Annotated in this window: 12 protein-coding genes; 9 read left to right on the forward strand and 3 right to left on the reverse strand. The window is 68.8% G+C overall.

Annotated features, from left to right (window positions below; translation table 11 throughout):
- Nucleotides 1–113 precede the first annotated feature (113 nt).
- Entirely contained in the window at nt 114–2,258 is a 2,145-nt protein-coding gene (locus ACT01A_RS21150; RefSeq protein ID WP_445149079.1) for a glutamine synthetase III family protein, read from the reverse strand.
- Nucleotides 2,259–2,444: 186 nt separating this feature from the next.
- On the opposite strand from ACT01A_RS21150, the gene ACT01A_RS21155 reads away from it, so the two are divergent.
- Genes ACT01A_RS21155 through ACT01A_RS21165 form a run of 3 tightly spaced genes read left to right on the forward strand, consistent with a single transcriptional unit; the run spans nt 2,445 to nt 5,679 of the window.
- On the forward strand, nt 2,445–4,010 hold the full coding sequence (locus ACT01A_RS21155) for an ammonium transporter (protein WP_445149080.1): 1,566 nt from the start codon (nt 2,445–2,447) through the stop codon (nt 4,008–4,010).
- The gene (locus ACT01A_RS21160; RefSeq protein ID WP_445149081.1) at nt 4,007–4,378 is read left to right on the forward strand and encodes a P-II family nitrogen regulator; all 372 of its coding nucleotides are present in this window, start codon (nt 4,007–4,009) and stop codon (nt 4,376–4,378) included. Before ACT01A_RS21155 ends, ACT01A_RS21160 begins: the two co-directional genes overlap by 4 nt.
- Nucleotides 4,379–4,434: 56 nt before the next feature.
- A complete protein-coding gene (locus ACT01A_RS21165) occupies nt 4,435–5,679 on the forward strand; it encodes a PucR family transcriptional regulator (protein ID WP_445149082.1) in 1,245 nt (414 codons plus the stop codon).
- Between the two features lie 76 nt (nt 5,680–5,755).
- Here the strand turns inward: ACT01A_RS21165 and ACT01A_RS21170 are convergent, their stop codons facing one another.
- Nucleotides 5,756–6,712 (reverse strand): DMT family transporter, encoded by a 957-nt coding sequence (locus ACT01A_RS21170; protein ID WP_445149083.1) that lies wholly within the window; start codon nt 6,710–6,712, stop codon nt 5,756–5,758.
- An 85-nt stretch (nt 6,713–6,797) separates the two neighbouring features.
- Here ACT01A_RS21170 and ACT01A_RS21175 point away from each other — a divergent pair, with 85 nt between their 5' ends.
- The gene (locus ACT01A_RS21175; RefSeq protein ID WP_445149084.1) at nt 6,798–7,724 is read left to right on the forward strand and encodes a LysR substrate-binding domain-containing protein; all 927 of its coding nucleotides are present in this window, start codon (nt 6,798–6,800) and stop codon (nt 7,722–7,724) included.
- A gap of 3 nt (nt 7,725–7,727) precedes the next feature.
- Here ACT01A_RS21175 and ACT01A_RS21180 read toward each other — a convergent pair whose 3' ends face one another.
- Nucleotides 7,728–8,315 (reverse strand): hypothetical protein, encoded by a 588-nt coding sequence (locus ACT01A_RS21180; protein ID WP_445149085.1) that lies wholly within the window; start codon nt 8,313–8,315, stop codon nt 7,728–7,730.
- 292 nt (nt 8,316–8,607) lie between these two features.
- On the opposite strand from ACT01A_RS21180, the gene ACT01A_RS21185 reads away from it, so the two are divergent.
- From ACT01A_RS21185 to ACT01A_RS21205, 5 genes are all read left to right on the forward strand, one after another.
- Nucleotides 8,608–9,348 (forward strand): MlaE family ABC transporter permease, encoded by a 741-nt coding sequence (locus tag ACT01A_RS21185; protein WP_324909821.1) that lies wholly within the window; start codon nt 8,608–8,610, stop codon nt 9,346–9,348.
- The gene (locus ACT01A_RS21190) at nt 9,348–10,145 is read left to right on the forward strand and encodes an ABC transporter permease (RefSeq protein ID WP_445149086.1); all 798 of its coding nucleotides are present in this window, start codon (nt 9,348–9,350) and stop codon (nt 10,143–10,145) included. The genes ACT01A_RS21185 and ACT01A_RS21190 overlap by 1 nt, the downstream gene beginning before the upstream one ends.
- A gap of 6 nt (nt 10,146–10,151) precedes the next feature.
- The gene (locus tag ACT01A_RS21195; protein WP_445149087.1) at nt 10,152–11,150 is read left to right on the forward strand and encodes an ABC transporter ATP-binding protein; all 999 of its coding nucleotides are present in this window, start codon (nt 10,152–10,154) and stop codon (nt 11,148–11,150) included.
- Nucleotides 11,151–11,329: 179 nt separating this feature from the next.
- Nucleotides 11,330–12,664 (forward strand): MlaD family protein, encoded by a 1,335-nt coding sequence (locus ACT01A_RS21200; RefSeq protein WP_445149088.1) that lies wholly within the window; start codon nt 11,330–11,332, stop codon nt 12,662–12,664.
- A gap of 20 nt (nt 12,665–12,684) precedes the next feature.
- Nucleotides 12,685–14,400: an MlaD family protein gene (locus ACT01A_RS21205; protein WP_445149089.1), complete on the forward strand. Its 1,716-nt coding sequence runs from the start codon at nt 12,685–12,687 to the stop codon at nt 14,398–14,400.
- Nucleotide 14,401: the final 1 nt, after the last annotated feature.

Consider the following 14,401-nt stretch of genomic DNA (forward strand, 5'->3'; position numbering starts at 1 on the left):
ACTAGAACACAAATCGATCAGCACTTTTGCTGAACGTTTGATGTTTCCCAGAACGACGGAAGCCCCGCCAAGGGCGGGGCTTCCGAGGGTCCTGCGACGCTGTCGCGCTGGCGCTACTTGATGAACAGCATCTCGCTGTACTTCGGCAGCGGCCAGAGGTCGTCAGCGACGATGCGCTCCAGCCTGTCGGCGATCTCGCGGACGCCGTCCATCGCCGGGATAACGGTGTCGCGCATGTACTTGGCGTGCTTGATGCCGCCGTCGGGGCCGTCGTGGTCGTTGGCCTTCTCCAGCTTGAGGATCGCGGCGAACAGCTCCTCGACGAGCGGCTCGACCTCCTCGGCCAGGCCGGCGACGCCGGAGGCCTTCAGCTCGGTCAGATGGCGCACGGCCGCCGGGAGGATCGACGTGCGGGCGATCGACGCGGCGGTCTCGGCCTCGATGTTCAGCTTCGTCGCGTACTGCTCGACGAAGACGTCGTAGCGCGACTCCAGCTCGCGCTCGGAGAGCACGTTGTAGGCGCCGAACGCCTTGACCGTCTGCTTGTTGACGATCCACGGCAGCGCGTCGGGCGTCGTCGGCAGGTTGTAGAGGCCGCGCTCCTTGGCCTCCGCGTGCCACTCGTCCGAGTAGCCGTCGCCGTTGAAGATGATCGCGCTGTCGGACTCCCAGACGTTCTTGACGACGAGCGAGACCGCAGCCGTGACGTCGCCCTTGTTGCTCTTGAGCTCCTTGGCCAGCTGGGAGGTCAGCTCGTCGATCGACTCGGCGACGATCGTGTTGAGCACCGTGTTGACGAAGCCGAGCGACATGCTCGACCCCAGCGCGCGGAACTCGAACTTGTTGCCGGTGAAGGCGAACGGCGAGGTGCGGTTGCGGTCGCCGCCGTCACGCGGCAGGTGCGGCAGCACCTCGGTGCCCAGGCCCATCAGGCCCTTCTTGACGCGGCGGCCCTTGCCGGTCGCGATCTTCGTGAACGCCTGCTCCAGCTCGGCGCCGAGGAAGATCGAGATGATCGCCGGAGGCGCCTCGTTGGCGCCCAGGCGGTGGTCCTGGCCGACGTTGGCCACCGACGCGCGCAGCAGCGCCTGATGCTTGTTGACGGCCTTGATGACCGCGGCGCAGAAGAACAGGAACTGCGCGTTCTCGTCGGGCGTGTCGCCCGGGTTGAGCAGGTTGTGGCCGGTGTCGGTGCCCATCGACCAGTTGTTGTGCTTGCCCGAGCCATTGACGCCGGCGAACGGCTTCTCGTGCAGCAGGCAGACCAGGCCGTAGCGGCGCGCCACGTTCTGGAGGACCTGCATCGTCAGCTGCTGGTGGTCGGAGCCGACATTGGAGTTCTCGAAGATCGGCGCCAGCTCGTACTGCGCGGGGGCGACCTCGTTGTGGCGCGTCTTGACCGGCACGCCGAGCTTGCGCAGCTCCTCCTCGGACTCCATCATGAACGCCAGGACGCGCTCCGGGATCGAGCCGAAGTAGTGCTCGTCGAGCTCGTGGCCCTTGGGCGGCTTGGCGCCGAAGAGCGTGCGGCCCGTCGTGTACAGGTCAGGACGCTCGAAGTAGTACTGCTCGTCGATCAGGAAGTACTCCTGCTCGGGGCCGACCGTCGTGAAGATGCGGGTCGCGTCGCTGTCGCCGAATAGGTCCAGCGCCTTCAGCGCGCTCTTGGACAGCGCGTCCATGGAGCGCAGCAGCGGGATCTTGTGGTCCAGCGCCTCGCCCGTCCACGACACGAACGCCGTCGGGATGCACAGGAACGTGCCGTTCGGGTTGTCGATGATGAACGCCGGCGAGGTCGGGTCCCAGGCGGTGTAGCCGCGGGCTTCGAACGTCGCGCGGATGCCGCCGGTCGGGAACGAGGACGCGTCCGGCTCGCCCTGGACGAGCTCCTTGCCCGAGAACTCGGCGATCGCGTGGCCGTCGCCCGTCGGGTTGTAGAAGGAGTCGTGCTTCTCGGCGGTCAGGCCGGTCAGCGGCTGGAACCAGTGCGTGTAGTGGGTGGCGCCCTTCTCCATCGCCCACTCGCGCATCGCCTGGGCGACGGCGTCGGCGAGCGTCGGGTCCAGCGTGGTGCCGGCCTCCAGCGTCGCCTGCAGCTGCTTGTAGACGTGCTTGGGCAGGCGCGCGCGCTGCTCATCGATCGTGAAGACGTTGGCGCCGTACGCGTTGGCGCCCGGCAGGGTCAGGTCCGGCGCGCCGAGGGCGCCGCCGTTGACCGACCACTGGGCGGCCGTGACGTTCTGCTGACGGGAACTCATGGGGCGGGAACTTCCTCCTGTGCGTGCGTGCGTGTTCGGGAGCGCGGCCATGCGCGGGCTCGCGGGCCGGCGCGCTGATGACGAGCGTATTTCTCGCGCGTGAGAGACACCTTGTACCAGTGTCCAAACTGCGGCGTTGGGCCTTCGCCCTGAAGTAGGCCCGCCCGTCAAGCCCTCCTCGACCAGGTGGCGAACGGCACCGGACGATCTTTCGACATCGGGCTAACGACCCTCGACCTGTTGGCGAAGAGACTGCCGTGGCACGCTCGACTAGGAGGTCACATGAGACGTTCCCTGACGGCTCGCGCGCTGATGTTTGGCGCTCTCGCCGCTCTGATCCTGCCGGCAACGGCTTCAGCAGACATCTACGATTCCGGCGCCCTGCCGGACAGCGTCGGCATCAACTCCCTGTGGGTGATCGTCGCTGGTCTGTTTGTCTTCTTCATGCAGGCGGGGTTCGCCTTCTTGGAGATCGGTTTCTCCCGCGGTAAGAACGCGGGCACCATCGTCGCCAAGATCCTCGTGAACCTGGCGATCGCCTCGATCCTCTACTGGGCCGTCGGCTTTGCCTTCGCGTTCGGCGGCGATCCTGGCCACGTCATCGGTACGCACGGGTTCTTCCTGCGCGACTACGGCGATCCGCAGGAGGCGTTCCCGATCATGGGGCTCTCCAACGCGACGATCGAGTCGAAGTTCTTCTTCCAGTTCGTGTTCTGCGCCGTCTCCCTGGCCATCGTCTGGGGCACGACGCTGGAGCGCATCAAGTTCGGTGTGTACGTCCTGTACGCGATCGTCTTCTCGGCGCTGATCTACCCGATCTTCTCGGGCTGGGTCTTCGGCGGCGGCTGGCTGCAGAACAACCTCGGCATGCAGGACTTCGCCGGTTCCACGGCCGTCCACCTCATCGGTGCGACGGGCGCGCTGGCGGTGCTCTTGCACCTCGGACCAAGGAAGGGCAAGTTCGGCCCTGACGGCAAGCCGCGGGCGATCCCGGGGCACAACATGCCGCTGTTCGGCCTGGGCATCTTCATCCTGTGGCTCGGCTGGTTCGGCTTCAACCCGGGCTCGACGCTCGGCGCGCTGGACGGTCGCTTCCCGGAGGTCGTGCTCACGACGAACATCGCCGCCGCTGGTGGCGTCCTGACCGCGGTCGCGACCGCGTACTGGAAGACCAAGACCATCGACATCGGCATGGCCGGCAACGGCGCGATCGCCGCGCTGGTCGGCATCACGGCGCCCTCGGGCTACGTGGTTCCCTGGGCCGCTCTCGTCATCGGCGCGGTCGCCGGCGTCATCGTCGTCCTCGGCGTCTACGCCATCGACAAGAAGATCGACGACCCGGTGGGCGCTCTGTCGGCGCACGGCCTGGCCGGCATCTGGGGAACACTGGCCTGCGGCATCTTCACGCATCCGAAGCTTGCGGCCTACAACGCCGTCGGTGACGGCGGCCTGATCTACACGGGCTCGTTCCACCAGCTCCTGGTGCAGGCGGCCGGTGTGGCGGTCGTGTTCTCCGGCGTTCTCATCAGCTCCTACATCGTCTTCGGGATCATCAAGGCGACGTACGGGCTGCGTGTGAGCGAGGAGGAGGAGCTGGCCGGTCTGGACATCTCCGAGCACGGCATGTACGGGTACCCGGAGCAGTTCATCCCGGCGCCGGAGCTCGTCGGCTACGGTGCGGCCCCCACGGGGACCGCAGCCGCTAGCGGCGCCGGCCCCGTCCCGACCCACACGGAGGTTCCCGCAACATGAAGATGGTGGTGGCATACATCCGCCACGAGTCCTTCGAGCCGATCCGCACGGAGCTCTTGGAGCTCGGCTTCCCCTCGCTGTCGATCAGCGAAGTGAAGGGCTCGGGCCGGCAGAAGGGCATCACGGAGCGCTACCGCGGCGCCGAGTTGACCAACTACCTGCGGCCGAAGATCAAGATCGAGTGCATCGTGGCGTCGGGTGACGTCCAGACGATCGTCGACACGATCCTCAAGCACGCGCGCACCGGGGCCGTCGGTGACGGCAAGGTGTTCGTCATGCCGGTCGAAGAGGCCTATCGGGTGCGGACCGGCGAGGCGGGCGAGGAGATCCTCCAGGCCCACCCCGACGCCGCCACCCCGGCCGCGTAGTTGAAGTACTAGCGAGTCCAGGAGAACAATCAGCTATGGGTGAGGCGGCGGAGAAGATGATGGATCCCACGGGGCGTTCCGCCGCCTCGCCGGCTGGTTCGTTGGTGGAGCGGCTGCGGTCGGTCCACCTCAAGATGGTCGACGCCGTCCTGGGCGGCGACGGCCTGCAGCAGGTTGCGGCATTGGCCGCGGAGGCCGCGGGCGCCCCGGTGGCGATCGTGGTCCCGCGGCTGGATGCCGCGGTCGCGTCCTCCGGGGCCGGGGCCGGCGCCGATGCGGCGCCCGTCCGCGAGAGCACGCTTGAGGAGATCCGGCGCTACGTGAGCGATCGCGTTCGCGACCGGCCGTCGCAGGTGCCTGAGGCGCTGGCGGCGGAGGCGCCGATCCAGTCGGGTGACGACGTGGTCGGCGCGGTCGTGCTGCTGCGTGAGCCCGGCGGCGCCGATCCCTCGCCCGAGGCCGGGGACTTCCTGCACCTGGCCGCGGTGGCCTGCCTGACGGAAGTCGCCGTCGAGGAGGCCAAGGAGGAGGTCGAGCAGAACCTCCGCGGTTCGTTCTTGGAGGACTTGCGGTCCCGTCCTGACCTGGAGCCGCGCGAGGTCGTTCGCCGCGCCGCTCGGTTGGGTTGCGACCTGTCGCGCGGGGCCGTCGTGCTCTGCGCCGAGCTGACGACCGACCGTCCCCGCCACGTGATCGCGACGATCACCGGTGACGAGCCGGGCGCGCTTGCCGAACACCTTGATGGTCGCGTCTACGCGATCCTGCCGGGCACCGGCGGCGACGACGCGCCGGACACCACCACGGCCCGCGGCCGCGCGCTGGCGACGCGGTTGCGCCGCCACGGCACCGTCGGCGTTTCGTCGTTTTACAGCGACCCCGCCGAGCTTCCGCGAGCCATCCAAGAGGCCGAGCTGGTCCTGGATGTGCTCAAGCAGGGTGAAGGCGGCGGCTGGGACGGCGTCCAGGACATCGGCACCGGCACCTACCGGTTGCTCTTCCGCGTGCTCGCCTCGCACCCCGAGGAAGTCCGGAGCTTCTACGAGGACACGGTCGCGCCGATCGTCCGCTATGACGACCAGTACCGCACGGACCTGGTCGGCACGCTCGAGGCCTACCTCGAGCAGAACTGCAACATGAACGCGACGGCCTCGGCCATCTACGCCCACCGCCACACCGTCGCCTATCGCCTAGAGCGCGTGAAGGAGCTCACCGGCCTCGACCCGATGCTCTCCGAGGACCGCGAACGCCTCGGCCTCGGCCTCAAGGCCTACAGGATCATCGCGCCGCGGCTGCCGAAGTAGGCCTTGGCACTGCACCAACGGCATGTTCGTGTCGCCTACCGACACGAACATGCCGTCGGTCGCGCGACGCGCTCGCTCAGGCCGGCGCGCTGGCGCGCTTGACGTGCCGGATCTCGCCCGGCTCCAGCACCGGCAGGTCGCTGATCGCGGGCGCCGGCGCACGGCGGCCCACGCCAAGCACCATCACCGCGCTGAGCACCAGCCCCGCACCGCCCAGTTGCGCCACGGATAGCGACTCGCCAAACACCGCAGCAGCCAGGCCGATCGCCGTCACCGGCTCGAAGGTCGAGACGATCGACGCGGTCGTGGGGCCGACGCGGCCGAGTCCCGCGAAGAAGAGCGTGATCGCGCCGACCGTCGAGACGACCGCGATCGCCGCCAGCCAGCCGTAGCCGCCCAGCGAGACCGCGCCAGGTTGTAGGTCGCCGGTCAGCACGCCCGCGACGGTCAGCGTGAACGCCGCGCCCGTTGCGACCAACGCGGACAACAAGAGCGGGTCCAGGCGGGCCGACACGCCCGAGGAGGTCAAGATGTAGGCGCTGTAGACGATCGCCGCGGTCAGCCCCAGCGCGGTCCCGAGCGGGTCCAGCGCGCCCGATGGCGCGCCGCCCAGCACGAAGACGCCGCCCACGCACGCCGCCGCCAGCGCGGCGACCACGCGGCGCGTCAAACGCTCGCGCCCGAGCGCCGCGGCGGCCAAGGCCACCATCACGGGGAACGTGTAGAGCAACAGCGACAACAACGACGCGTCCAGGCGATCGAGCGCCGCGAAGTACGCGCCGGCCTGCGCCGCGTAGCCGAAGGCGCCGAGGCCCAGCGACAGCAGCACGTCGCGCCGTGGCACCAGGCGCAGCGTGCGCAGGCGGCCGGTCAGCGCGACGATGACCCAGAACAGCAGCGCCGCCCAGGCGAAGCGCACCGACAGCAGCGTTCCGACGGTCGCGCCCTCGTCATAGGCGAGCTTGCCGAAGATCCCCATCGCGCCGAACCCGGCGGCGGACAAGAGGCAGAAGGCGATCCCGAAGGCGGGCATGGGTCCAGGATCGCCGACACGACCCATCACAAGCGATTCGGATTTCTGCACCCGATCCGTTAGCGTCACTAAGGCAACGAAAACGATGCTCGACCTCCGCCGACTCCGCCTCCTCCACGAGCTCCACCACCGCGGCACGATCGCCGCCGTCGCCGACGCGCTCCAGTTCACGCCGTCCGCCGTCTCCCAGCAGCTCGCGGTGCTGGAAAAAGAGACCGGCGTCCCACTCACCCAGAAGGACGGTCGCGGCGTCCGCCTGACCGACGCCGGCCTCATCCTGGCCGAGCAGGCGGCCAACCTCCTCGACCAGGCCCAGCGCGCCGAGGCCGAGCTGGCCGCGGCGACCCACGAGCCGTCCGGCCGCGGCCGGATCGCCGCCTTCCAGTCGGTCGCGCTGCACATCGCCACGCCCGCGATTGCCCAGCTCGCGCAGACCGCGCCCAAGCTCCGGACCGAGCTGATCGACGCCGAGCCCGAGGAGGCCCTCCCGGCGCTGGCGCTCGGCGACCTCGACCTCGTCCTCGCCGACGAATGGGCCGGCCAGCCGCTGCCGCGCCTGGCCGGCGTCGACCGCCACGACCTCCACGTCGAGCCGCTGCTGCTCGTGCTGCCCAAGGACCACCCCGCGGCCCACGCACGGGGCCGGAAGACCAAGGTCCCGCTCGCGGCGCTGGCCGACGCCGCCTGGGTCGGCGCCCCGCCCGGCGGCGGCTGGGAGTCGATGATCCTGCGGACCTGCCGCGACCTCGGCGGCTTCGAGCCTCAGATCCGCCACCGCACCAACGACGCGATCGTCGCCTGCGGGCTGGTCGCCGCCGGCCAAGCCGTGACGCTCCTGCCCGAGCTGACCGACCCCGGACGTCACCCGGGCGTGACGACCCGCCGCGTCGCCGACGGCGACGTCCACCGCACGCTCCTGGCCGCCACGCGCACCGCCGATGCGCAACGTCCCTCGACCCGCGCCCTCCTCGACGCCGTCCGCGCCGCAGGCCATGCCCGCGGCTGGAGCTAGCGACTAGCTCTTCGCCTCGTCGGCGTCGACGACGTCGCCCGTCTTCGGGTCGACGACGACGGCCGGCGGCTCGCGCGAGACGTCGACCGGGAAGGTCCCGACCGCGTCCTTGCCGTCCTCGGTGCGGGCGACGGCCTTGCCGTTGAGCCCGGCCGCGACGTGCCAGCGCAGCGTGTGTGACCCCGCGACGACCGGCGTCACGTGCCACTCGAAGGTCTTGGTGGCGCCGGGCGCCAGCCCGCCGAGTGCCCAGGTGGACACGTAGGCGGTGTCGCCGCCGTGCGGCCCCTCGTCCACGATCCACAGCGGCCGCGACGCGTCCGCGAGCCCGTCCATGTCCGAGCGCGTCGCGAAGCCCGCGCCGCCCTTGGCGTCGTCGTCGTTGGTGATCGTCACCGCGACGTTCGGGATCGCCTTGGAGTCCGCGTTCTTGATGGTGATCTTCATCACCGACGCGTCAGCCAGGCGCTGCTTGGCCGGGAACGAGTGGGAGACGACCTCGACCTTGTAGGTCCCGGCCGTCTCGTCCTTGTCCTGACGCTCGCCGCCGCCGCATCCGGCGACGGGCAGCGCGACGCAAGCCGCCGACAACGCGACCCCCGCCAGACGTAAGGCTCTCCGAGACCCCTCCACTGCGCGCCGGAACGTACCAGAAGCAGGTGTTGTCGAGCGCAGGTGGAATCCGACTCAGAGCCGCGACGGTTCCCGGTTGGCAGGCGTGACGGCGGTCACATAGACTGGCCGCCGTGCGGGAGGCCGCGCGTGCTCTTGCGCACGGCCCGTCCCGAGGGTTGAAAGAGGAGAGGTCCGAGACCGCGTGGTCAGCAGCGTTGCCGACCGGGCGTTTGCCCCGGCGAAGAGCCTGCTCGAAGAAGTAGGCGACATGATGATCCTGACGGGGAAGACCCTTGTGTCTGCCCTGCGCCCGCCGTACCCGTACGGCAGCGAGTTCGTGGGTCAGTTCTTGTTCGCGCTGCGTCTCTGCTGGCTGCCCCTGCTGATCTCCACGGTCGCCGTGTCCTACGGCGCACCGGGTCTGCAGGCTGCGAACTTCCTGATCCTCTTCGGTGCGCTGGACCGCCTCGGCGGCTTCTTCGTCCTGGCGATCATCCGCGAGTTCGCCCCGTTCGTCTGCGCGATCATCGTCGCGGGCGTCGCCGGCACGGCGATCACCGCCGACCTCGGCGCGCGCAAGATCCGCGAGGAGCTCGACGCGTTGCAGGTCCTCGGCGTCGACCCGGTCAAGAACCTCGTCGTCCCGCGCTTCCTGGCCCTGATGCTCGTCACGGGCCTCTTCGACATCTTCGCCATCATCTTCGGCATCACCGGCGGCCTGATCGCGACGCTCGTCAACGGCGCGCCGCTCGGCCCGTTCTGGGCGACGTTCTTCACGAACGCGTCGACGACGGACCTCTGGGGATCGCTGCTGAAATGCACGCTCTTCGGAGCGATCACCGCGATCGTCTGCTGTTACAAGGGGATGACCGCGTCCGGCGGCGCCGAAGGCGTCGGCAAGGCCGTCAACCAGGCGGTGGTGATCACGTTCCTGGGCGTCTTCGCCTTCAACTACGTGTTCACGCAGACGCTCCTGGCCACGCATCCCGAGATCCAGGTGATTCGCTGATGGGCGGCTGGCTGGCAGTTCCCAAGGACTGGATCGGCTCCTTCGGCGCGATCGCGAAGTTCAGCGGCAAGATCCTCAAGCAGGTCTACACCCTGCGGGTCCTGCACTTCTTCGGCGAGACGCTGCGTCAGTGCGGCGTCCTGATCCTGGGCTCGACGCTCGTCATCTGGGGCCTGGTCTTCATCGTCGGCCTGCAGTGCGGCATCGAGGGCGCCTACTTCACGCGCGCGCAGGGCGCGCCCGCCTACGCCGGCGTCTTCGCCGCGTGGTGCGACCTGCGCGAGATCGTGCCCTACGGCTTCGGCTACATGATGGCCGCGAAGGTCGGCACGGGCATCGTCGCCGAGCTGGGCTCGATGCGGATCTCAGACGAGATCGACGCGCTCGAGGTCATGGGCATCGACTCGGTGCTGTTCCTTTGCGCGACCAAGCTGCTGGCGAGCTGGCTGGTGCTGCCGTTCATGTACATGGCGGCGGTCGGCGCGGGCTTCTTCGCGTCCTACCTGGCCGTCGTGCAGCAGATCGGCGAGGTCTCGCCCGGTGGCTTCTCGCTGATCTTCTGGATGTTCCAGAACCCACCTGACCTGCTCTACAGCATCATCAAAGCCATGACGATGGCCACCGCCATCGTCCTGGTCGGCTGTTATTACGGCTACCACGCAGGCGGCGGACCCGTCGGCGTGGGCACCGCCACGGCCAAGTCGATGGTGATGAACATCGTTTTGGTGCATTTGATCGGGATGTTGGGAACACAGGTTTTCTGGGGAGCGAACCCGCGCGCCCCAATCGGAGGCTGACGAACCATGACCGAGACGCCACGCGACCGCGAAGACGACCCGTACGCCGAGGGCTACGAGGGCGACGGCTCCGACGAGCCGACCGCGATGCCCGAGCCGGCGCCGACGCCGGACGACGAGCGGCTGGCCGCTTCCGAAGGCGCCGACGCGCCCACGCGCGCCTCCGTCGTGCGCGAGGCGCCGCCGAGCGACGGCGAGGGCGACGAGGACGAGTACCGCTGGCACACCGGCATGAACCGCCCCACAGGCGTGCCGGACGCGGTCGAGTTCGTCGACGTCCACAAGGCCTTCGGCCGCAACAAGATCCTCCGCGGCCTGAACATGGGCCTCCCGGAGGACAAGATCTCCATGATCCTCGGCCCGTCGGGCACGGGGAAGTCCGTGTGCATCAAGCACATGGTCGGCCTGCTGTACCCGGACGAGGGTGACGTCCTGGTGCACGGCGAGTCGGTCCCGAACATGACCGACGACGAGCTGTTCGACATGCGCAAGCGCTTCGGCGTCCTCTTCCAGGACGGCGCGTTGTTCGGCTCGATGAACCTGCTGGACAACGTGGCGTTCCCGCTGCGCCAGCACACCGACAAGTCCGAAGACGAGATCATGGAGATCGTCAACAAGCGCCTCGAGGAGGTCGGGCTCGGCTCGGCCTACGACAAGATGCCCAACGAGCTCTCCGGGGGCATGCGCAAGCGCGCCGGGTTCGCACGAGCACTGGTCCTCGAGCCCAACATCGTCCTCTTCGACGAGCCGGACTCCGGCCTGGACCCGGTCCGCACCGCGCTGCTGTGCGAGCTGATCCAGGAGATCCACGAGGAGAACGGTGGCTGCTACACGGTCATCACCCACGACATCATGAGCGCCCGCCGCGTGGCGGAGTTCATCAGCGTGCTGTGGAAGGGCCGGATCGTGGAATCCGGGCCCGCGGAAGAGCTGTTCAACTCCGAGAACGCCTTCGTCCGGCAGTTCCTGTCGGGCGAGTCCCAGGGTCCGCTCGGCATGGAGTAGTCCGCACGGCAGCATCCGGCCGGCGTCTAGGGGGCGCCGGGCGGGACGCAACATCGTCTCAACACACCAACTGCATGATCATCGGCCGGTCCACCGGCCAGAACCGAACCCCACACGGTCCTGTCGTCTTACTCATCACCTTGTCCCGACGTGATTGCCGCACCTCTTGAGGTGCGTCGATGACCCTTGCCCGCGGTCTCGCCGTCGGGGCGGTTGGCGTTGCCATCGTCGTGGCGATCCTGCTGCTGAGCGGCGGCAGCAAGCACGAGTACACCTTGGTCTTCCAGAGCGCGGGCCAGTTGGTGAAGGACAACGACGTGCAGATCGGCGGCCGCCGCATCGGCCGCGTCGCGGAGATCAAGCTGTCGTCCAACAACCTGGCCGAGGTCCGGATCCAGGTCGACGAGCCCTACGCGCCGCTGCATCAGGGCACGACCGCGACGATCCGCTCCGGCTCGCTGTCGGGCGTCGCCAACCGCTACATCTCGCTCGCGCCCGGCCCCAACAACGGCAAGAAGCTCGACGACGGGTCCACGCTCGGCCTCGACAAGACCACCACCTCGGTCGACCTCGACCAGCTCTTCGACACGCTGGACCCCGACACGCGCAAGAACCTGCAGAAGGTCATCAAGGGCTCCGCGCAGCAGTACGAGGGCAAGGGCGCGCAGGCCAACGAGGCGCTGAAGTACTTCAACCCGACGCTGTCGACCACGGCCCGCCTGGTCAACGAGCTGGACCGCGACCAGCAGTCGCTGCAGGACTTCATCGTCTACACGGCGCGCGCGACGACCGCGCTGGCGGCCAAGCGCGATGACATCTCAAGCCTGGTCGGCAACGCCAACACCGCCGCGGGCGCGATCGCGTCTGAGAGCGACTCGCTCAACGAGGCGCTGAGCGTGCTGCCGCGCACGCTGCGCCAGGCCAACACCACCTTCGTCAACCTGCGCTCGACGCTGGACGACCTCGACGACCTCGTCGACGCCTCCAAGCCGGTCGCGCCGAAGCTCGCGCCGTTCTTCAAGCAGCTGCGCCCGCTGGTCACCGACGCGCGCCCGACGCTGCGCGACCTCAGCTCGCTGATCTCCCGCAGCGGCGCCAACAACGACCTGATCGACCTCCTTAAGAAGCAGCCGCAGCTGACCAAGGTCGCGACGCCGACCTTCCAGCACTCGATCAAGGGCCTCCAGCAGGGCACGCCGGTGCTGCAGTTCATCCGGCCCTACGCGCCCGACCTGATCGGCTGGTTCCGCGACTTCGGCCAGTCGACGGCCAACTACGACGCCAACGGCCACTTCGCGCGCATCTCGCCGATCGTCAACGCCTTCCAGTACACCGACACGCCGGCCGGCGGGACGCTCACCGCGCTCCAGCCCGCCGACCGCCAGGTCGGCCTGCAGAGCGGCAAGATCAAGCGCTGCCCCGGTTCCTCGACGCAGACGGCGACCGACGGCTCCAACCCCTATGCCCCCGAGGGCTCGGACTGCGATCCGAGCATCGTCCCGCCCGGCCCATGATGCGCGTGCGACTTCTCGGCGTGACCGTCGCGCTTGCCGCCGCCGCCCTCGTGCTGGTCGTCTTCGGCACGGGCGCGGGCGACGACCACAAGGGCGATTACAAGGTCCGCGCGATCTTCTCCAACGCCTTCACGGTGATCGCGGGCGAGGACGTCAAGATCTCCGGCGTCAAGGTCGGCACGATCTCCGACCTCGAGGTGACCAAGGACAACAAGGCCGCGGTCGTCCTCAGCATCACCGAGCCGGGCTTCAAGGATTTCCGCAAGGACGCCACCTGCACGATCCGCCCGCAGTCGCTGATCGGCGAGCGCTACGTCGAGTGCACGCCGACCCAGCCCAAGGCCCAAGGCGACCCGCAGGCGCCGAAGCTCGAGGAGATCAAGGACGGCGACGGCAAGGGCCAGTTCCTGCTGCCGGACTCCCAGACGATCAAGCCGGTGGACATCGACCTGGTCGGCAACATCATGCGGTTGCCCTACCGCCAGCGGCTGTCGATCATCATCAACGAGCTGGGCACCGGCCTGGCCGCCAACGGCGGCGCGCTGCGCGAGGCGATCAAGGAGGCCAACCCGGCCCTCGAGCAGACCGACAAGGTCCTCGCGATCCTCGCCGACCAGAACGAGACGCTGGCCGACCTGGCCAAGAACGGCGACGAGGTCCTGCGCCCGCTGGCGCGCGACAAGGAGAAGGTCGCCGACTTCATCGACAAGGCCGACAAGACCGCGGTCGCCTCGGCCGAGCGTCGCAGCGACATCGAGGCGTCGCTGGAGAAGTTCCCGGCGTTCCTGAAGGAGCTCACGCCGACGATGGAGCGCCTCGGCGGCCTGGCCGACGAGATGACGCCGGTGCTCAACGACCTCAACTCGGCGGCGCCGCAGATCAACCAGTTCATCAAGCAGCTCGGGCCGTTCAGCGCGGCGGGCACGCCGGCGCTGAAGTCGCTGGGCGACACCGCTGATGTCGGCGACCAGGCGCTGATCAAGGCCAAGCCGATCGTCACCGACCTCGGGACCTTCGCCACGCAGGCCAAGCCGCTGACCAAGAACCTCAACAGCCTGCTGACCAGCCTGAAGACCACGGGCGGCATCGAGCGGCTGATGGACTTCCTGTACTTCTCGGCCGCGTCGACCAACGGCTATGACTCGCTCGGCCACTACCTGCGCGCGATCTTCGTGGTCACCAACTGCACGACCTACGTGATCGTCCGCTCGCCCGGCTGCTCGGCGAACTTCGAGAAGCCTGCCACCGGCGACGCCGCGGTCGCGCGCGCGTCCTCCAAGAAGACGCCGACGGTCGAGAGCGTCAACCAGGAGATCGCCGACGGTCGCAGCCCGTTCCTCGCGCGCCAGGACGCGGTCGCCGCGGGCCTCGACCCGGCGCTGCTGGACGGCGACGCGGAGAACAGCAGCTCGGACAGCAAGTCCACCAAGAAGTCCGACAGCAAGTCCTCGTCGAAGTCGTCGAGCGGCTCCGCGGGCGCGAGCGCGCCGATCAGCCTGCCGACCAGCGTCTTCCCGGGCCAGCCTGCGACGTCCTCGTCGCCGAGCGGCTCGGGCTCGGGCTCCACGACGACCGCCACGCCGCAGGCTCCCGCGCCGGCGCAGACGACGTCGACCGAGACCACCACCTCGACCACGACGTCGACCACGCAGTCCAGCAGCACCGCGCCGTCTTCAGGCACCACGACCGATCCCGCGGCCGCCTCGACCCTCCTCGACTACCTGTTGGGCGGCTGAG

The sequence above is a fragment of the Baekduia sp. Peel2402 genome (assembly GCF_052567285.1).

Bases quoted from the DNA above. Each gene is read 5' to 3' on its own strand.
- ACT01A_RS21190 (WP_445149086.1), top strand. From the start codon at position 9,348: ATGGGCGGCTGGCTGGCAGTTCCCAAGGACTGGATCGGCTCCTTCGGC.
- ACT01A_RS21200 (WP_445149088.1), top strand. From the start codon at position 11,330: ATGACCCTTGCCCGCGGTCTCGCCGTCGGGGCGGTTGGCGTTGCCATC.
- ACT01A_RS21170 (WP_445149083.1), bottom strand. From the start codon at position 6,712: ATGCCCGCCTTCGGGATCGCCTTCTGCCTCTTGTCCGCCGCCGGGTTC.
- ACT01A_RS21185 (WP_324909821.1), top strand. From the start codon at position 8,608: ATGATGATCCTGACGGGGAAGACCCTTGTGTCTGCCCTGCGCCCGCCG.
- ACT01A_RS21175 (WP_445149084.1), top strand. From the start codon at position 6,798: ATGCTCGACCTCCGCCGACTCCGCCTCCTCCACGAGCTCCACCACCGC.
- ACT01A_RS21160 (WP_445149081.1), top strand. From the start codon at position 4,007: ATGAAGATGGTGGTGGCATACATCCGCCACGAGTCCTTCGAGCCGATC.
- ACT01A_RS21150 (WP_445149079.1), bottom strand. From the start codon at position 2,258: ATGAGTTCCCGTCAGCAGAACGTCACGGCCGCCCAGTGGTCGGTCAAC.
- ACT01A_RS21195 (WP_445149087.1), top strand. From the start codon at position 10,152: ATGACCGAGACGCCACGCGACCGCGAAGACGACCCGTACGCCGAGGGC.
- ACT01A_RS21165 (WP_445149082.1), top strand. From the start codon at position 4,435: ATGATGGATCCCACGGGGCGTTCCGCCGCCTCGCCGGCTGGTTCGTTG.